Below are 19,563 nucleotides of genomic sequence, written 5' to 3' on the forward strand. Positions count from 1 at the left end.
CGTCGATGTCCATCATGTTACCGAGCCTGAATTCCGCGCAGTTGAGCCTTGCCGACGTGTTGCCAAGTTGCTTGGCAAGCCTCGGAATCGAGGATCAACCCAACGTGCTTGAGTTTCCTCAGGTGTCTTCTGCTGTTGTGGTCTTAGTTGATGGTTTAGGGTCACACAATCTCAATTCTGCAGCGGCTCACGCTCGCTTTTTGACTCAAAATTCTGCTCGGCCTGAATCTCTGACCACGGTCTTTCCCAGCACGACAGCAGCAGCGCTGGCTTCCCTCACAACGGGAACTAGACCGGGTGAACACGGAATGACGGGATACAGGGTCCGTGATCCGGACTCTGGTCATGTTGTGAATTTATTGACAGGGTTGGGTTCACTGTCAGATCCCTCAGAGTGGATGAGGGAAACCCCGCTCTATTCGAGCGCAACACAACATGGCGTTTCTGCCTCTGTCGTTGCCCACCCGCGGTTCGCTGAGACACCACTGACACAGGTTATTCATGAAGGTGCTGTTCAGGTCGGAGCCAAGAGTCTTGATGATCGGGTCCAGGCTGTTCTCAGCGTCTTAGCTCAGCCAGGTCAACATCTGGTTTTTTTGTATGTGTCAGAGCTCGATGAACTCGCTCACAATAAAGGCGTCTCAAGCCCTGAATGGGCAGCATCACTTGAATCTCTGGATGGAGCGCTCAAGGAACTCAACGAACAGCTCCCAGCAGGTGTGGGCATGTTCGTCACTGCTGATCATGGAGTTCTTGATGTTCCGTCATCTAAGCACTACCTCTATGGAACCGATTCTGAACATATGGAATTCATTGCCGCTGTGGGGGGAGAGCCCCGTTGCCTCCAGCTGTATTTTGATGAAGCTACGACACTTGAGCAGCGTTCAAATGCAATAACGGCCTGGCGCAGAGACTGGTCAGAGCTCGCGTGGGTTCTTACACAAGAAGAAGTTGTAGCGGCGGGGCTATACGGAACTGTTCACTCTTCGAACACTGCACGTTTAGGTGATGTGTTCATTCTTGCTAAGAAAGACGTGGCTTTTTATGACGAACGTGATCACTCGATGAAAGGCCGGAACATGATTGGCCAGCATGGTGGAACTTCTGCCATAGAAATGGCTATTCCTGCCATCAGACTTGGGGCTTACGCCTAGAAATTTAGCTTTGGTTAGGCTGGGTCGTCATCGGAACGAGTTCCAAAGACGATGTCGTCCCACGACGGCATTGATGGACGACCGTTCTTCCCAATTTGCTTGGAATCATTTTTCGATTCGGGCACGGTGGGTATTTCTTCAGAAACGCTCATATCGAAGGGTTCTGTGAAGTTGATAGTTGCATCAAATTCAACGGTTTCACCACTGATCACAGTGTCATCGCCCACGACATCAACAGAATCTGTGGCCGCGCTGACTTCATCCTTGAGCCACGCAGGAGTTGACTCTCGATCGTTACGACGCTTACGCAAGGCCTCTAATAAGTCTGCGGTAGGGCTATGTTCGCGGGTTTCTTCGGCTGCGGGGGTGACAGAAGATTCTGGAACTGCAGCGACGGGCTGTGGATGTGCAACCTGCACTGGTTCAACAATGACAGTGTCTGCAGAATCTGTGGCTACAGCACGAAGCTTGGGGATGAGGCCAGTACTAAGTTCTCCCTTTTGAGAAAGAGTAGAGGCATCACTGTTGGCTGGGGTGAGTGTGCGTTTGCGTGGTTCGAAAGACCACCGCGCATCGTGCTCAATACCGTTGGCAGTGAACTCTAGTTTCACAACCCACGAGCCCGTTTCTTCTTTCCAGGTAGCCCATCTCTCAGCAGAGGCGCTGAGGCTGTGGAGTCGTTGAGTTATCACCGTTCCGAAGGCCGTGCTGAGATTGCCAGTTTCCGTCTCCACTGTCGTCTGGGTAGGAACGGACAAAGCAGAGGTGATGATGAACTCACGCTCAGCGAGCACAGGAGTTTCGAAACGCTGAATCAGGTCGAGGCTTGCCCCGGTGAGGGCAGAAATTTCGTCATTGGATAATCCAGCACGAAGGTGGGATTGGATGTCTTTAGGGGAGACACGTGGTCCATCTTCTGCAGTGCGGCTGTGACGCAAACGGCGCAATGAAGTCTCGTCGACGGGGACGCGGAATTCATTTCCTTCATCGTCTGCAACAACAAGGGTCGCGCCATCGACATCGGTGACTTTGAGTTCGCGCATAACAGTGTGCTCCTTGGCCAAATTCTGCTGACTAGAGAATTCCACGGATTAGCAGTGTTACCCCGTAACGCATGCGCGTGCCGAGCTAATTCGCTCTCTCGCGCAACACGCCCAGTCAGGTTTTTGTGTTTCTGAGTTCTATGAGGCAAACTGTCGGCGCCGGAGCATTTCAACGCCGGCGACGTGACGAATTGGATCTTCAAGATGGCAACTGACTACGACGCACCTCGCAAAACAGACAACGACGACACTGAGTCGATCGAAGCGCTCAAGGAGCGTGTCCCCGACAAGCTCTCCGGAGCGGTCGATTCCGAAGATGCAGATAACCCCGGTGGCTTCGAGCTCGCTGGTGCAGATCTCTCTGATATGGAACTCGACGTTGTCGTGCTTCCTCCCCAAGATGACGAATTCACTTGTGTGAGTTGTTTCCTGGTCAAGCACCGTTCACAGGTGGATCACGAAGAGAAGCTTGGTCCTGTCTGCAAGGAATGCGCTTTCTAACTCTTAACAAAATATGGCCGGCACATTTGCCGGCCATATTTTTCTTTAAGCGGTTACTTCTGGTTTCTTCCAGCTCTCAATGCAGAAACAAGTTCTTCAGGTTTGCGCGTAGAGAAAAGCCAGTAGGGGGTTGGGTCATTAGGGTCCGTGATGTCAACGCGGACTACGGGGTTTACCCAGCCACGTAGGAAGATCCAGGCACGCGCATCGAGTTCGGGACCTCGAGCAGCTACTGCATAGTTTCCGGAATAAGCACTCACCGAACCTATGAATGCACGGTCAATGTGGGCTTTGCCTACACGAAGTTCTTTTTCGGTGAGAGTGATCGTCGGTGAAGTAGTGAACATGGGGATCACGATGAGGGCATAAACAACCAGTGACAGAATCACGCCCAGGAAGAAATTGATGGGCGCCATCACCAGGATTGTGGTGGGAATCATGAATCCCGCAATCAAATACATCCACCACGAGGGGCGTAAAACTTCACGAAACGTCGTCATACCTCTATTCGACCACTGTTTTTGGACTAACCTCGACACGTGGCCGAAACAGTTGAAGTTCTTATCACTGCTCAGAATGTTCCCAGTTACTCTCACCCCGGTGACGCGGGAGCAGATCTCTCCTCTTCTGAAGCACTTACTTTGGCGCCAGGAGAGCGTGCGACTGTGGGGACAGGAGTCTCCATCGCCCTCCCAGATGGCTTCGTTGCATTCGTCGTTCCTCGCTCAGGCCTTGCTGCAAAGCATGGAATTACAATCGTGAATTCTCCCGGCACAGTAGATGCCGGTTATCGAGGCGAGCTCAAAGTCACCCTTCTCAACACGGATTCCTCACAGCCTTTTGACATCGCCGTGGGCGACCGTATTGCTCAGATGATTGTGATGCCCGTTACTCAGGCTCGTTTCATCCCAGTAGAGAAACTTCCACTAAGTGAACGTGGCGAATCAGGTTTTGGTTCAACCGGACTCTCCGCACGAAAAGGAAACTAATTCATGTCAGGTCCCATCTCAGAAGCAAAAAGTGCTCCAGCAGATCGCGAAACAACTGGTCCTTTTGACGAATCAGAAGTAAGCGGAGTTCGCCCCTACGTTGATTTAGGTGCTCTCAAGCTTGTTCCTCGTGAGGGTCTCAACCTCCGCCTGGAAGTAGAAGAAGGCTCAGGCCGTGTCGTTGCCGTAGCAATGGAATATCAAGGATCAACGCTTCAGGTGCAGGCTTTTGCGTCAACACGTTCTCAAGGTTTGTGGCACGAGGTTCGCTCTCAACTCACCGAGCAGATTTCTACACAGGGTGGATCTGTCGAGGACACTCTTTCTGAAATAGGTCCTGAACTTCTGTGTAAGGTTCCGACACTTGTTGAGGGAAAGCAGGTTTTCCAGGAAGTTCGATTCATCGGTGTTGATGGTCCTCGTTGGTTCCTTCGTGGCGTTATTGCAGGTCCTGCTGCAACAAACCCAGAAATGGGTGCACGAATGATGGAACTGTTCAGAGACATTGTTGTTGTGCGTGGACAACAGCCCATGCCCCCTCGCGAATTGATGCCCTTGAAGGTCCCCGAGCAAGCCGCTGGTATTGCTCCAACCCAGCGATAGTCATGTCGGATAATAATGGCATTGCGGGACTTGCCTCCCAGCTTGGCGGCAGCTCCAACGGAAAGCACCCGTTATGGAATGCCATGGGTGGTGCTTTAGGGATCGTCGAGACCGTTCTGCCAGGTCTGTTGTTTGTAGCTGTATTTACGCTCACCTTGGATCCTTGGCTCGCAATCTGGATTTCGGTTGCCATTTCGGTCATGTTCACGCTGTATCGGCTGATTCGGAGACAAGCTGCCACGCAAGCCTTGGTTGGCTTGCTGGGAGTCGTTATTTCTGCCGTCTTGGCACTGATGTCTAACAAGCCTGAAGACAACTTTGTTGTGGGTATGGTGACCAACGGCGTGTATGGATTCGTTTTCCTCGTTTCCATCCTGGTTGGCTGGCCCCTAATCGGTGTGGTGATTGGGCTAGTGCGAAGCGAGGGTACTTCCTGGCGCCAGAATCGACACCACAAACGTGTCTATATGGGCGTGACAGCACTCTGGGTTGGAATGTTTACCCTTCGTCTTGCTATTGAGTTCCCCTTGTACCTTGCTGGAAACATCGCTGGTCTTGCGACGGCCAAGTTGGTGCTGGGGCTGCCTTTGTATGTTCCAGTGCTGGCTTTAACGTGGTTGATTGTTCGCTCTCTCTATCGAGAAAAATCCTCAAATTCGCAAAAATAACTGTCAAAAAGTTCAAGTAAGATATATCTTGATATCAAGAGACTTTTTGTTTTCTTGATACGCAACACTTTTTGACCTGCGTAGTACGCCCAATGGAGGAGCAGCACGTGTCGGCAGTAAACAGCTTTGGAGCTAAGAGCACACTCGAGGTATCGGGAAAGTCTTACGAGATTTTCCGCCTTGACTCAGTTCAGGGACACGACAAGTTGCCCTACAGCCTCAAGGTTCTCCTTGAGAACCTTCTTCGCACTGAGGATGGCGCAAACGTCACCGCTGAGCAGATCAAGGCCTTGGGTAGCTGGGTTCCTTCTGCTGAGCCCGACACTGAAATCCAGTTCACTCCTGCTCGTGTCATCATGCAGGACTTCACCGGTGTTCCCTGTGTAGTTGACCTTGCCACCATGCGTGAAGCAGTAACCGAACTCGGTGGTGACCCCACCAAGATCAACCCTCTCGCACCTGCAGAGCTCGTTATTGACCACTCTGTCATTGCAGACCTCTACGGTTCAGCTGATGCTCTCGAGCAGAACGTTGAAATCGAGTACGAGCGTAACGGCGAGCGTTACCAGTTCCTCCGCTGGGGCCAGACCGCATTCGACGACTTCAAGGTTGTTCCTCCAGGAACCGGTATCGTCCACCAGGTCAACATTGAATACTTGGCTCGCGTCACCATGGCTCGCGAGGTTGCTGGTGTTCTTCAGGCATACCCTGACACCTGCGTAGGTACCGACTCTCACACCACCATGGTCAACGGCCTCGGTGTTCTTGGTTGGGGCGTTGGCGGTATTGAGGCCGAGGCTGCAATGCTCGGTCAGCCCGTCTCCATGCTTATTCCTAAGGTTGTTGGTTTCAAGCTTTCTGGCTCAATCCCCACCGGCGTAACGGCTACTGACGTCGTTCTGACCATCACCCAAATGCTGCGTAAGCAGGGTGTTGTCGGCAAGTTCGTCGAGTTCTACGGTCCTGGTGTTTCTTCTGTTCCTCTGGCTAACCGTGCCACCATCGGAAACATGAGCCCAGAGTTCGGTTCAACTGCTGCAATGTTCCCTGTTGACAACGTGACTTTGGACTACCTGCGTCTGACCGGACGCTCGGCTGAGCAGGTTGCTCTCGTTGAGGCATACTCCAAGGCTCAGGGCCTGTGGTTTGACCCCAGCAACGAGCCCAACTTCTCTGAATACATGGAACTTGACCTCTCGACCGTTGTACCTTCCATCTCTGGTCCAAAGCGCCCTCAGGACCGTATTGAGCTTTCGAAGGCACAGAGTCAGTTCGCTGAAGACGTCAAGAACTACACCCACGGCGACTCGGTCAAGGTCAGTGTTGATGGGGGAGAAGAGTTCGAGCTCAAGAATGGTGCTGTCACCATTGCAGCCATCACTTCTTGCACCAACACCTCCAACCCTTCGGTCATGCTTGCAGCAGGTCTTCTTGCTCGTAACGCTGTGAAGAAGGGTCTCAAGTCCAAGCCTTGGGTAAAGACCACCCTGTCTCCTGGATCCAAGGTTGTTACCGACTACTACGAGAAGGCTGGCGTTACTCCTTACCTCGACGAGCTCGGTTTCTACCCCGTTGGTTACGGCTGCATGACCTGCATCGGTAACTCTGGTCCGCTCAAGGACGAGATTTCAGCTGCCATCAACCACAACGACCTCGCTGTGACTGCAGTTCTCTCGGGTAACCGTAACTTCGAAGGCCGTATTAGCCCCGACGTGAAGATGAACTATTTGGCAAGCCCACCCCTCGTCATCGCTTACGCACTGGCTGGTTCGATGGACTTTGATTTCGAAAAGGATGCTCTCGGAACTGGTTCCGACGGTAACCCTGTCTTCCTCAAGGACATCTGGCCTGACACTGCTGAGGTTGAGAAGGTCATTGGCGAGTCCATCGACACTGCCATGTTTGACCACGAGTACTCCTCCGTATTCAACGGTGATGAGCGCTGGCGCAACCTGCCCACTCCAACTGGTGCAACATTCGACTGGGATACCAAGTCCACCTACGTGCGCAAACCTCCATACTTCGACGGCATGAAGAAGGAAACCACTCCAGTTACCGATATTGCTGGTGCTCGCGTGCTGGCAACTCTGGGTGACTCAGTGACCACTGACCACATCTCACCTGCTGGAAACATCAAGGCTGGCACCCCTGCGGCTGTCTACCTTGACCAGCACGGAGTTGCTCGCGGTGACTACAACTCCTACGGATCTCGTCGTGGAAACCACGAAGTAATGATTCGCGGAACCTTCGCGAACATTCGTCTGAAGAACCAACTCTTGGATGGTGTTGAGGGTGGTTACACTCGCGACTTCACTCAGGCAGATGGCCCTCAGTCCTTCATCTATGACGCAAGCGCAAACTACCAGGCTGCTGGAACCCCACTCGTCATCTTCGGTGGCAAGGAATACGGATCCGGTTCATCACGTGACTGGGCAGCTAAGGGAACCGCTCTGCTGGGCGTGAAGGCCGTTATTACCGAGAGCTTCGAGCGTATTCACCGCTCTAACCTCATTGGTATGGGTGTTCTTCCTCTGCAGTTCCCTGCAGGTCAGAGCTGGGAGACCCTGGGTCTTGACGGCACTGAGGTTGTTTCGATCTCTGGTGTTGAAGAACTCAACAAGGGTGTTACTCCCAAGACCGTTCGTGTGACTGCTACTCCTTCGGAGAACTCTCCTGCAGGAAAGCAGACCATCGAGTTTGACGCAGTAGTACGCATCGACACCCCTGGTGAAGCTGACTACTACCGCAACGGTGGAATCCTCCAGTACGTGCTGCGTTCGCTTGTCGCTTAGTCGACGAATTCACAGCACAAACTGGTTCGTTTCCTCATAGACTCGACCCATGGCAATTCTTGAGACTGTTCACGGTCCACGCGACCTCGACAAGCTCACCAACGACCAACTGATTGAGCTCTCCGGAGAAATCCGTGAGTTCTTGGTGCGCGAGATTGCCCGCTCTGGCGGGCACCTCGGCCCCAATCTCGGTGTGGTCGAGATGACGATTGCCATCCACCGCGTCTTTGATTCACCGAAAGACTCAATTGTCTTTGACACGGGACACCAGTCCTATGTTCACAAGCTTTTGACTGGTCGACAGGATTTCTCCAAGCTGCGTGAAAAAGGTGGCCTTGCTGGCTATCCTCAACGCTCTGAATCTATTCACGACATTGTGGAGAGTTCTCACGCTTCCAGCTCGCTTTCTTGGGCCGATGGTATTTCCCGTGCCTATTCAATGTCTGGTCAGAAAGACCGTCATGTTGTAGCAGTGGTGGGTGATGGTGCTCTCACTGGCGGTATGACCTGGGAAGCTCTTAACAACATCAGTCATGACAATGCTCGTAATTTGATCATCATTGTCAATGACAATGGACGCAGCTACGCTCCAACCATTGGTGGCATGGCTCGATTCTTGGATAGCGTGCGTACTCGTAAGGGTTATCGCAACCTGCACTTCAGTAGCTCACGCTTTTTCGCCAAAATGGGTCCCTATGCCCGTGCCTTCTACCGAGGCATCCGCGGCGGTGTTCACGGCTTCTTGAGCCGCTTCACCAACAATCAAGACCTCTACGCCAACCTAGACATTAAATACCTTGGCCCTGTCAATGGCCATGATGTCAAAGCGATGGAGGCAGTTCTTCGTCAAGCGAAGAGCTACGGCGCCCCCGTCATCGTTCATGCCATTACTGAAAAGGGTAAGGGCTATGAACCCGCGCGCCAGGACATTGATGACCAGTTCCACGCTGTCGGCAAGATTGATCCAGCCACGGGTAAGGCTTTAAGTAGTTCTTCTTCGCTGGGGTGGACAGATGTCTTCGGTGATGAGCTCGTTGCTCAGGCTGAGCACAATGAGAAAATTGTGGCCATGACGGCGGCGATGTTGCGGCCTACCGGGCTTCACAAGATGCTCGAACGCTACCCCGAGCGCATCATTGACGTTGGTATTGCGGAACAGCACGCTGTGACTTCAGCTGCTGGTTTAGCTTTTGGTGGGATGCACCCCGTTGTTGCGATTTATGCGACGTTTGTGAATCGTGCTTTCGACCAGGTTTTGATGGACGTAGCACTACATAAAGCAGGTGTGACTTTCGTCCTAGATCGCTCTGGCGTGACAGGGCCTGATGGCCCCAGTCACCACGGTGTGTGGGACCTCGCATTGTTGCAGATGGTCCCTCATATTCGTCTTGCGGCCCCGCGCGACGCTACGCGTCTGCGTGAGGAGCTTGCAGAAGCTTTGGCGGTGCAAGATGCACCTACAGTTATTCGTTTCCCTAAGGGCTCTGTAGCGTCTGATATCGATGCAGTACGTCGCTGTGCAGACGGTGTTGATGTCCTTCTTGAAGCCGCTCACAAGGATGTTTTGATTGTGGCTATCGGTGCTTTCGCACAACTCGGTCTCGAGGTTGCTGCACGCCTAGCTCAACAGGGCATCGGCGCAACGGTTGTTGACCCCCGTTGGGTTGTTCCTGTTCCCACCAGCATCATCGACATGGCACGTGACCACCGTCTCGTCATCACCCTGGAAGACGGAATTCGTGTCGGTGGCATTGGCACACGTATCCGTCAAGATCTTCGCAGCGCAGGTGTAGACACTGCTGTGGATGAACTTGGTCTCCCCGACGAATTCATCGATCACGCAACACGTGAGGAAATCCTCGCTGAAGCAGGTCTCACTGCACAAGACATTGCTCGAGATGTCGTCGCGCAAGTTCTCGGCAGCAAGATTCCCGTGGCTAGGCCACTACCTGAAGAGTCAAATGTTTCTGACTCACTCCGAGCTGAATAGATCTACTTCGTCGTTCCCGCAATAACGGGAGTGTGGAATGTTCCGCCAAAGACTCGTTGGCTTGCACCAATGCGGTCAAGGAACGGTGTTGCTCCGCCCATTTGGAAAGGCCAACCCGCACCCATAATCATGCACAAGTCAATATCTTCAGCTGCAGAGACGACATTTTCTTCAAGCATGCGATGAATTTCATCAGCTAAACCATCTTCGATTCGGAGTCGAATCTGCTCAGCTGTCATAGGTGAAGTGCCACCCTTGACAATAGCTTCAGCTCCACGGTCGTATCCGGTAATCTTTCCCGTCCTACCTCGAACGATAATTGATCCGTGTTCTGCCAACTTGTGCAGGTTATCGCTGCGGAAAAAACGATCAGGGAATGCTGCATGGTGAGTATCTAGTACGTGTGCACCCACTTTGAGACCGACGAGGTCAAGAAGTTCAAACGGCGCCATGGGCATGCCGAACGAAGCGACAGACTCATCGACAGTCTTGAAAGGTGTCCCCGTATCAACGGCGTGCATTGCTTCGCCCAGCAGGCGCGCAAGCAGGCGGTTCACCACAAATCCTGGGGAGTCGGAGGTGATCACGGCTGTCTTTCCTAACTTTTTAGCCGTGTCCATCGCCGTCGCGAGAGCCGTGTCGTTGGCCTGCGGAGCGTTGACAACCTCTACCAGTGGCATGACAGCTACAGGATTGAAGAAATGGAAACCCACGAGGCGTTCAGGGTGTGACAGCTTGGCCCCGATGTCTTTGACCGACAGGCTCGATGTGTTGGTAGCAAGAATTGCGTCTTCTGCCACGTACTGTTCGATATTGGCAAAAACTTCCTGCTTCACGCTGAGTTCTTCGAAAACGGCTTCAATAACCCAATCGGCATCTGAAAATGCTGCAGGGTTCGTTGTGCCACTAACGAGGGCTTGGAGGCGCTGGTTCTCGTCTGAGGAGATGCGTCCCTTGTCATGCATGGATTGAATCTCTGCGTGGATGTAGGCAAGTGCTTCGTCGAGCTTCTCTTGGTTGATGTCTGTGAGGACAACTGGAACCTTGAGCTTGCGCACAAAAAGCAAAGCAAACTGTCGTGCCATCAACCCGGCGCCAATGACTCCCACCTTGCCGACAGGACGGGCGAGCTTGGGGTCCGGAGCGCCAGCTGGCTTCTTTGCTCGCTTTTGAACGAGGTCAAAGGCATACATGGAAGCCTGGAATTGATCTCCCACAATGAGTGAAGCAATTGCTTCATCCTCGCGAGCAAAGGCTGCTTCTTTGTCGACTTTCCTTGCTTGTTCGAGCAATTCAAGAGCAACATAGGGAGACTTCGCTACGGTTCCAAGCTTGTCCTCGACACTCTTTTTGGCAATGTTTACTGCCAAATTCCACTTCGCCAAGCGCTCAATCTTGCCAGGCTGGTTGGGGCGGTGTGGCTGGTGCCCGCCAAGAACAGAATCTGCCCAAGTGAGAGATTCTTCGAGGAAACGAGCTGAACCAAACAGGGCATCGGCAATTCCGAGGTCAAACGCAGCTGAAGCATTGAGCATGCGGTTGTTCTTGAGGGGGTTCTCAATGATGACTTTGAGTGCGTTCTCAATGCCGATCAGATTGGGTAGTAAGTAGGCGCCACCCCACCCGGGAATAAGCCCCAGGAATACTTCAGGTAATGCAATAGCGCTGACGTTGGCATCAACGGTGCGATAGTCAGCATTTAATGCGACTTCAAGACCGCCACCCAGGGCAAGTCCATTGATGAAGACGAAGGAGGGAACACCGAGTTCTCCAAGTCGTCCTAGAGATCGGTGACCAAGCTGAGCAAGCTTTACTGCCATCTCTTTACTAGGAACTTCCCCAACACGGCTGAGGTCAGCGCCAGCAGCAAGAATAAATTCTTTACCGGTCAGAGCCACGCCGTGGATTTCTCCTTGTGCAGCGCGGTCCCTGAGTGCAACTAACGTCTGATCCAGTTCCAGAAGACTCTTCGGTCCCAGGGTGTTAGGGCGGCGATAGTCCAACCCGTTGTCCAGGGTGATGAGAGCAAGAATCTTGCCACTGGGCAGAGAGACATCCCGCACAAAGCTGTGGGTGACGACTTCTTCATCACTCAAAGCAAGAAGATCAGAGAAATCGATGGCGTCGTAATTCGTCATTACTTTGCTCCCTTGTAGTGAGGGTTCTCCCAGATGACAGTGCCACCTTGTCCCAGACCAATGCACATAGTGGTCAATCCGTACCGAACCTCAGGATGACGTTCAAACTGATGAGCGAGCTGAATCATGAGTCGAACACCACTGCTGGCAAGGGGGTGTCCGAGGGCAATTGCTCCGCCGTATTCATTGACGCGGGGGTCATCGTCCGCGATGCCAAAGTAATCAAGGAAGGCCAGAACCTGAACAGCAAATGCCTCATTGACTTCAAACAGTCCGATGTCCGAAATGTCGAGACCAGCTTTACGTAAAGCCTTTTCTGTAGCAGGAACGGGACCGATGCCCATCACTTCTGGTTCAACACCGGCAAAGGCGAAGGAAACCATGGTCATCTTGATTCCTAGGCCAAATTCTTCTGCAGCTTGCTCGCTCGCGAGCATGCACACCGTTGCACCGTCGTTGAGACCGCTGGCATTTCCTGCGGTTACGCGGCCATGAGGTCGGAATGGTGTTTTGAGAGCAGCAAGGCCTTCAAGAGTCGTTTCTGGTCGAGGCGCTTCGTCAACTGAGGCTAAAGTCCAGCCTTCTGCGGTTTTGGCAGAAACAGGAATGAGATCCGGTTGAATGTGACCTGCAGCATAAGCAGCAGCTACTTTCCCCTGAGAACGCAGGGCATAAGCATCTGCTCGATCTTTGGTGAGATGGGGGAAACGGTCGTGGAGACGCTCTGCAGTTGCACCCATGTTGAGCGCGTCGGCACTCACTAATTTTTCTGCAAGGAAACGAGGATTGGGGTCAGCGTTGAAGCCCATAGGGTGGCGACCCATGTGTTCAACACCACCGGCAATGACAATGTTGTAGGCGCCCATGGCAATTCCACCTGCTGTCGTGGTGACAGCAGTCATGGCGCCAGCGCACATACGATCAATTGCGTAACCAGGGACGTGGCGGGGGAGCCCGGCAAGAATTCCTGCAGTTCGACCGAGGGTGAGTCCCTGATCTCCTTGTTGAGTGGTAGCTGCGATGGCAACTTCATCGATTTCATCAGCAGGAACTGCTGGGTTGCGCTCGAGGAGCCCCATCATTGCTTTGACGATGAGATCGTCAGCTCGGGTCTGCCAGTACATTCCCTTTTCGCCAGCACGGCCAAAGGGTGTTCGTACACCATCGACAAATACGACACGATTTCCCGCTGTCATGATTTCCTCTCGAAGCGTCATTGCTATCTTGATGCTAGTTCGTGGGATTCAGCTGTGAAAGACGGCTGATGTTCTCTACGAAACCTGTGGTGTTTCTTCGGGTACTTTTTGGTCTGCTTCAACAAAAGCATTGGAAATCAGCGCGCACGTCTCTGTGATCTGCCAAATACGTGCACCTTGCTTCTTGAGAGCAGCAGTAATACTGACAACGGTGATGGGGCTTGGTGGAGACCAAGCTAGTTCGCGAAGAATGCTGGGAGTTAACAGGTTTTCAACCGGCATTGATAGTTCTTCAGCACGCGCTGAGAGAGCCTCGCGAGCGGTCTGCAGTCGTTCTAATGCTTCAGGTTTGCGATCTACCCACGCACGCGGGGGAGGCAAAGTATCACTCGGGATGCGCATCACAGGAAGTGACTCATCCTTCAGGCCATGGAGAACAGCGTCCCACCACGTATCCAAGAGACTCTTGCTCGCTCTTCCATTGAATTCTTTGAGCCCTATGAGTTCTGATTTGTTTGTCAAAGTTGATCGACTTGCGGCAACGATGGCGCTGTCGGGAATAAGTCGACCGGGGGATACATCACGACGCTGAGCTACGTCATCGCGGGCGTTCCACAGAGATCTTGCAACTGCAAGCTGTCGAGGAGTTCTCAGAGTGTGGAGCCCAGAAATTCGACGCCAAGGCTCCGCGCTAATGATCTTTTCTGGTTTGTCGAGTGTTGCTTGAAACTCTTCCTGAGCCCAGGTGAGTTTGTTCGATTCGATAAGTAACTTCTCAATCTCATCCCTCACATCCACCAGGAGTTCAACATCGAGAGCGGCATACGTCAACCACGGTTCAGGCAATGGACGTGTTGACCAGTCAGCTGCACTGTGTTCCTTGGCCAGATGTATTCCCAACAGGGCTTCGACAACAGGCCCGAGGCCTACTCTTTCCATTCCAAGGAGGCGGGCAGAAAGCTCAGTATCAAAAATGCGAGTGGGGGTAATTCCTACTTCACGCAAACAAGCTAAGTCCTGGCTTGCCGCATGAAGAACCCACTCTTGGTCTGCATTCTGCAGGAAGAGTTCAGACATGTCTCCAATAGCTGGAGGGTCAAAGAGAAAGGTGCCTGCTTCGCGACGGTGTACCTGAATCAAATAGGCACGTTGTGAGTAGGTAAAGCCAGAGGCTCTCTCTGCATCTATGGCGAGAGGACCAGTACCTGCTGAGATGACATCACACGCTGCAAGGAACTCTTGTGCGTTATCTATAACGCGAACGCTAACCACGCTCCCTGCGACGAGCAGTAAGGCTGACAGCATCAGCTGTCGGCGGGAGTCCCGCCAGCATGCAGAGAAGTTCGCCCCAGGCTTCTGCTTGTTCTCCCATTTCAGGGGAGGCAGGAGACCACGAAGCACGAAGTTCTATCTGAGCTCCTTCGCCGGAGTCGGCCAGTTCGCCAAAACCTGTTGACAGTATTCGTGTTGCTGTTCCGGAAGCATTGAAATAATCAGCTTCTCGAATGGTCAGAGCATCGGTAAGCCAAGACCATGCGACGTTTGCTAAGAAGGGGTCGAGGCCTATCTCTGCTTCCAACGGGGCTTGGGCAAAAGCCACAACTCGGAAAGGGCCACCCCAAGACTCTGGCTCTGCGGGATCATAAAGAAGAATGAATCGACCGGTCCCGTGCTGGGATTCGTGCTCGTGTTCCGCGATCAAGACATCTGCAGCAAGGGCAAAGCTGTAGGGAGCTACACCGCCGGGAGAGTCAATCTGACGCACAGTCAGTTCTTCACGAAAGGTCACAGCACTGATGCTCTCAACGGCAAGTTTGAATGCCTCGGGCATGTTCTCGGTGACTGTCACATCTTGACCCTAAAGTCGCGGCATTACTGGTGCTCTACGGCTCGCCGCCAATATTGGAAAGTCATCTCGGTGTTCTGCTCTGACAGGGTCGCTTGAAGCTCAAAATCTCCACAATCCGATAGGAATTCAGGCAACTCTCTTGATGGATGAGTCCCAACGCGTGTCAATGCGATGTGGTCAAAACCCCATTGTTGACCTACGAGTTGGGCGGTAGTAACTCCCCCTTCACACAGGATGTGTTGATCCTCATGCATGAGAGAGTGAACAATCGCTTGGACGCTCGGATATGTCGTGACGCGTGCAGGATCTGGGCACGAATCCCAAGGTAGCTCACCTGAACGAGACAGCACAGCAAGGCGACCACGAGGCGGGAGAAACCAGCCTTCATGGCGCACAGATTCGGCACCAACGATTACGACGTCTGCATCAGAGCGCAGAACTTTCAATATTCTGCGATCTTCGACAGATGTCAGGGTGTGCGACGTTGAATCAGCGCCTCGGGTTTCATCGGAAGAACTCAAGACCATGTTGAGTCGAACACTGCGACCGTGAGGCCATGCATAGTGTTGTGAGAGCTGCTCATCAGTGAGCGAGGAACTCTCCATCTTTATGCTTCGGTCTTCTCGCGGATCTGTCGTTTCATGCGCCACAACATCCCTGTCATCCCACGAACACGTAAGGGAGAGATTAAGGTGTTGAGGCCCAGAGTGCTGGGAAAGTCATCTGGAATACCCAACGCCTCGTCAACAGAAAGCCCAGTCAGGCCTTGAGCGAGGATGCTGGCAAAACCACGCGTGGTGGGTGCTTGCTCTGGTGCCGTTGCGAAAACAGCAACGGTGTTGTTTTCCACCTCGACAAAAATGTACACAGGTGACTGACACTCCTCGACCTTTTCTAAAAGCTCAGGGTGATCTGCATACTTTGCGGGAAGATCAGGGAGTTCTTCTGCGAACTCAATGAGAAGTTGAATCTTGTCCTTGTCACCTAGGTCAAGGAAGTCTTCTCGAGTTTCAGCGAGTACAGATGGCAGGTCAGTCATGATGAAACAATCTTCTCAGGTATTCGAGGGAAGAAAGAATGGGAGCCAACCGAAGTTGACTCCCATATGTACTAAGCGACCAGTGCGCCGGGTTCAGTGCCCTTGACAATAGGAACGCGAACCGCGGAACCCCATTCAGTCCAAGAGCCGTCGTAGTTACGAACACCGGTGAATCCGAGGAGATAGTTCAATACAAACCAGGTGTGGCTAGAACGTTCTCCAATACGGCAGTAAGCGATGATGTCGTCACCAGGCTTGAGGCCAGCACCATCAAGATAAAGGGCTTCAAGTTCAGCACGGTTTTTGAAGGTGCTGTCTTCATTCGCTGCACGAGCCCAGGGAACACTTGCAGCTCCTGGAATGTGACCGCCACGAAGTGCGCCTTCTTCGGGGTAGGCAGGCATGTGTGTGCGTTCTCCGGAATACTCTTCGGGGCTGCGCACATCAATCATGGGCTTACCAATGTGGGCAAGAGTGTCACTCAGATAAGCGCGGATAGGAGCATCATTACGTTCGATCACTGGGTAGACAGAAGGAATGAGCTCTGGCTGCTCTTTTGTGAGTTCACGTCCTTCGGCAATCCACTTGTCGCGGCCGCCATCAAGGAGACGAACATCTTCGTGACCAAATAGCTTGAAAACCCAGAGTGCATAGGCAGCCCACCAGTTGCTCTTGTCGCCGTAGATCACCACGGTGCTCTCACGCGAGATGCCCTTAGCACTCAACAGTGCGGCGAAGGCCTCACCTTGGACATAATCACGAAGCACAGGGTCGTTAAGGTCGGTGTGCCAGTCAATCTTGACGGCTCCTGGAATGTGGCCAATTTCGTAGAGAAGAACATCTTCATCAGATTCAACAATGACCAGGTTGGGAGTTGAGAGGTGTGCAGCGAGCCATTCGGTGCTCACAATTGCTTCAGGGTGTGCGTATTCGGCGAATTTAGGACTGTTATCGATAGGTACGCTCATTGCTCCATGTTTCTTTCTCAAGGCACGCTACACAAAACAGGCAGGAATAAATGCCAATAGGCTTGAGGTGCACTTTCGAGACTACGTACTGAAACTCCAAGTGCCAACCCCACAGGCCCTATTCACACCATATGTTGAGGAATATTTCACGCGATGACTTCCACCATTTCTCTGGTCGAACGTCATCCGACCCTTGACGCTAGTTCGATTGTGAGCAGTCTGGTCCCGCCTCCACAGTTTGTTGAGGCTCGATTCGACAACTACATCCCCAATTCAGATTTCCCTTCACAAGAAGAAGTTCGACACATCTTGGAAGAGTTTGCGTCAAAGAACACATCTGTCATTAAGCAGGGAAAGCTTTTTGGTCGGTCAAAAAAGGTTGAGGACGTCCCACCTGGGGTTTATCTCGACGGTGGCTTTGGTGTTGGAAAGACGCACCTTCTTGCTGCAGCTTGGAATGTTGCTTCAGGAAAGAAGTACTTTGGCACCTTTCTGCAATACACCTCTTTAGTTGGTGCATTGGGCTATGTGAAAGCAGTTGAAGCACTCAAAGGCGCAAGCTTGATTTGCATCGATGAGTTTGAACTCGACGATCCAGGCGACACCATGATGATGACGCGTATGCTCGGCGAACTCGTCGTCGGTGGAACACGTATTGCAGCTACGAGCAATACTCCACCTGCTGCACTGGGAGAAGGACGCTTTGCCGCCGCTGATTTCTTGCGAGAAATTCAGGCCTTGGCATCTAACTTCAGAACTTTGCGTATTGATGGCACGGACTATCGCCAACGGACTGCAGAGGGTATTTCACGAGTTTTCAGCTCAAGTGATCTGACCACGTCGGTTGAGAGTAAAGCCAGCGAGGGCTTCACCGTCTCTGTGGACTCATTTGATGGACTACTAGCTCACCTGGCGACAGTTCACCCGTCTGTCTACGTTCGTTTGCTTGAAGGCATTGACATTATTGCTTTGACCGATGTCCACGTGATTATGAACCAGACTGACGCTCTGCGACTTGTTGCCTTTATCGACCGCGTCTATGACGCACAGATTCCCATCATTGCCAGTGGCTCTCCGATTTCAGAAGTTTTCGGGGGAGACATGATCAACGGTGGATATCGCAAGAAGTATCTTCGTTGCGTATCCAGACTGATTGCTCTTACGAACTCCTAAAGCGAAACCAGCTGGAAACAAAACACTTCATTTTGTAACCTCAGCGTCACCTCAATGAACTCGTGCGGTAATCGCAACCGAGCACACTCATGAATACAGACGGTTCTTTATCCGTCACCATTCGTGAAAGAGGTTGAAATGGATCAAGGCAACACCGCCTTCGTACTCATCAGCGCAGCGCTCGTGCTCCTGATGACTCCCGCCCTGGCATTCTTCTATGGCGGTCTCGTCAAGGCAAAGAGTGTCGTCAGCATGATGATGCTGAGCTTTGGCTCACTCGCACTGATTGGTGTGTTGTGGGTTATCTATGGTTACGCAATTGCTTTCGCTAACGAAGGTTCCGCAACTTTCTATGGCATTGATGGTGTTATCGGTATTGATACCGCATACATCGGTCTTGAAGGACTTCTCGAGACTCCTGAAGGAGCTGCCTTCCCACCACTTGCATTTGCTGCCTTCCAAGCAACCTTCGCCATCATCACTGTCGCACTGATCAGTGGATCTATCGCTGACCGTGCGAAGTTCGGTGCTTGGTTGGTCTTCGCTGGTATCTGGGCAACTGTTGTGTACTTCCCCGTAGCTTCATGGGTATTCAACTTCACCATCGTGGACGGCAAGATCGTGGACGGCGGATGGATTGCCTACAACCTCGGAGCAATTGACTTCGCCGGTGGTACTGCTGTGCACATAAACGCTGGTGCAGCTGCTCTTGCTCTAGCACTCGTTGTCGGTAAGCGCATCGGTTTCGCCAAGGGTGTAGCTAAGCCTCACAACGTGCCCCTGGTTCTCCTTGGTGCTGGTCTGCTCTGGTTCGGTTGGTTCGGCTTCAACGCTGGATCTGAACTCGCTGCTGACGGTATCGCTTCGCTTGCTTTCATCAACACCATTGCTGCTCCTGCAGCTGCTGTTCTTGGATGGCTCCTCATCGAGCGCATCAAGGAAGGTAAGGCGACGTCGGTTGGTGCTGCTTCCGGTGCTGTTGCTGGTCTGGTAGCGATTACCCCTGCTTGTGCGAACCTGACTCCAATGTGGGCCATTGTCCTAGGTCTGGTCGCCGGTGCTGTCTGTGCACTTGCTATCGAACTGAAGTTCACCTTCGGTTTCGATGACTCGCTCGACGTCGTGGGTATCCACCTCGTTGGTGGTCTGATCGGAACCTTGTTCCTCGGTTTCTTCGCTACCGACGTCGGACTTCTCTTCTCCGGCTCGTTCGATCAGCTGGGCAAGCAGGCTATCGCAGCCTTCACCGTCCTGATCTTCTCCTTCGTTCTCAGCTACATCATCGGAACGATCATTGAGAAGACCATGGGCTTCCGTATCAAGAACGAAGATGAGCTCGCTGGCATCGACACCATCGTTCACGGTGAAGAAGGTTACGCACTTCAGGACGCATAATCCGCGTTCATAACTGATTACTCACGCGCTGGGCCCTGCAGAAAACTGCAGGGCTTGGCTGCGTT

General features: G+C 52.6%; 17 protein-coding genes. 9 read left to right on the forward strand and 8 right to left on the reverse strand.

What is annotated here, in order from left to right:
• Positions 1-14 precede the first annotated feature (14 nt).
• Positions 15-1,154, forward strand: coding sequence for an alkaline phosphatase family protein (locus tag M2118_RS06210; RefSeq protein ID WP_280795217.1), 1,140 nt, complete (start codon positions 15-17; stop codon positions 1,152-1,154).
• Positions 1,155-1,168: 14 nt separating this feature from the next.
• Here M2118_RS06210 and sepH read toward each other — a convergent pair whose 3' ends face one another.
• Entirely contained in the window at positions 1,169-2,197 is a 1,029-nt protein-coding gene (gene sepH / locus M2118_RS06215; RefSeq protein WP_280795067.1) for a septation protein SepH, read from the reverse strand.
• A 204-nt stretch (positions 2,198-2,401) separates the two neighbouring features.
• On the opposite strand from sepH, the gene M2118_RS06220 reads away from it, so the two are divergent.
• Entirely contained in the window at positions 2,402-2,698 is a 297-nt protein-coding gene (locus M2118_RS06220; protein WP_280795218.1) for a DUF4193 domain-containing protein, read from the forward strand.
• 53 nt (positions 2,699-2,751) lie between these two features.
• Here the strand turns inward: M2118_RS06220 and M2118_RS06225 are convergent, their stop codons facing one another.
• Positions 2,752-3,198, reverse strand: coding sequence for a DUF3093 domain-containing protein (locus M2118_RS06225; RefSeq protein ID WP_280795068.1), 447 nt, complete (start codon positions 3,196-3,198; stop codon positions 2,752-2,754).
• A gap of 39 nt (positions 3,199-3,237) precedes the next feature.
• On the opposite strand from M2118_RS06225, the gene dut reads away from it, so the two are divergent.
• The 5 genes from dut (at position 3,238) to dxs (ending at position 9,740) form a co-directional block, all read left to right on the forward strand.
• A complete protein-coding gene (dut, locus tag M2118_RS06230; RefSeq protein ID WP_280795069.1) occupies positions 3,238-3,687 on the forward strand; it encodes a dUTP diphosphatase in 450 nt (149 codons plus the stop codon).
• Positions 3,688-3,690: 3 nt separating this feature from the next.
• A complete protein-coding gene (locus M2118_RS06235; protein WP_280795070.1) occupies positions 3,691-4,290 on the forward strand; it encodes a DUF3710 domain-containing protein in 600 nt (199 codons plus the stop codon).
• A 2-nt stretch (positions 4,291-4,292) separates the two neighbouring features.
• Positions 4,293-4,958, forward strand: coding sequence for a DUF3159 domain-containing protein (locus M2118_RS06240; RefSeq protein ID WP_280795071.1), 666 nt, complete (start codon positions 4,293-4,295; stop codon positions 4,956-4,958).
• A 92-nt stretch (positions 4,959-5,050) separates the two neighbouring features.
• A complete protein-coding gene (gene acnA, locus M2118_RS06245; protein ID WP_280795072.1) occupies positions 5,051-7,750 on the forward strand; it encodes an aconitate hydratase AcnA in 2,700 nt (899 codons plus the stop codon).
• A 49-nt stretch (positions 7,751-7,799) separates the two neighbouring features.
• Positions 7,800-9,740, forward strand: a complete 1,941-nt coding sequence (dxs, locus tag M2118_RS06250; RefSeq protein WP_280795073.1) for a 1-deoxy-D-xylulose-5-phosphate synthase — start codon at positions 7,800-7,802, stop codon at positions 9,738-9,740.
• Between the two features lie 2 nt (positions 9,741-9,742).
• Here the strand turns inward: dxs and M2118_RS06255 are convergent, their stop codons facing one another.
• The 6 genes from M2118_RS06255 to M2118_RS06280 form a co-directional block, all read right to left on the reverse strand.
• Entirely contained in the window at positions 9,743-11,878 is a 2,136-nt protein-coding gene (locus M2118_RS06255; RefSeq protein ID WP_280795074.1) for a 3-hydroxyacyl-CoA dehydrogenase NAD-binding domain-containing protein, read from the reverse strand.
• Positions 11,878-13,074, reverse strand: a complete 1,197-nt coding sequence (locus tag M2118_RS06260; protein ID WP_280795075.1) for a thiolase family protein — start codon at positions 13,072-13,074, stop codon at positions 11,878-11,880. Before M2118_RS06260 ends, M2118_RS06255 begins: the two co-directional genes overlap by 1 nt.
• Positions 13,075-13,149: 75 nt before the next feature.
• Positions 13,150-14,346 carry a ribonuclease D gene (locus tag M2118_RS06265; RefSeq protein WP_280795076.1) on the reverse strand — a complete coding sequence of 399 codons (1,197 nt, stop codon included), beginning with the start codon at positions 14,344-14,346 and terminating at the stop codon, positions 13,150-13,152.
• Positions 14,339-14,905: a DUF3000 domain-containing protein gene (locus tag M2118_RS06270; protein ID WP_280795219.1), complete on the reverse strand. Its 567-nt coding sequence runs from the start codon at positions 14,903-14,905 to the stop codon at positions 14,339-14,341. The genes M2118_RS06265 and M2118_RS06270 overlap by 8 nt, the downstream gene beginning before the upstream one ends.
• Positions 14,906-15,530: 625 nt before the next feature.
• Positions 15,531-15,962, reverse strand: coding sequence for a SufE family protein (locus tag M2118_RS06275; protein WP_280795077.1), 432 nt, complete (start codon positions 15,960-15,962; stop codon positions 15,531-15,533).
• Between the two features lie 71 nt (positions 15,963-16,033).
• Positions 16,034-16,930, reverse strand: a complete 897-nt coding sequence (locus M2118_RS06280) for a sulfurtransferase (RefSeq protein WP_280795078.1) — start codon at positions 16,928-16,930, stop codon at positions 16,034-16,036.
• Between the two features lie 153 nt (positions 16,931-17,083).
• Here M2118_RS06280 and zapE point away from each other — a divergent pair, with 153 nt between their 5' ends.
• Positions 17,084-18,103 carry a cell division protein ZapE gene (zapE, locus tag M2118_RS06285; RefSeq protein ID WP_280795079.1) on the forward strand — a complete coding sequence of 340 codons (1,020 nt, stop codon included), beginning with the start codon at positions 17,084-17,086 and terminating at the stop codon, positions 18,101-18,103.
• Positions 18,104-18,241: 138 nt separating this feature from the next.
• Positions 18,242-19,498, forward strand: coding sequence for an ammonium transporter (locus M2118_RS06290; protein ID WP_280795080.1), 1,257 nt, complete (start codon positions 18,242-18,244; stop codon positions 19,496-19,498).
• Positions 19,499-19,563: the final 65 nt, after the last annotated feature.

The sequence above is a fragment of the Aurantimicrobium minutum genome, assembly GCF_029892845.1.
GTDB lineage: Bacteria > Actinomycetota > Actinomycetes > Actinomycetales > Microbacteriaceae > Aurantimicrobium > Aurantimicrobium minutum_B.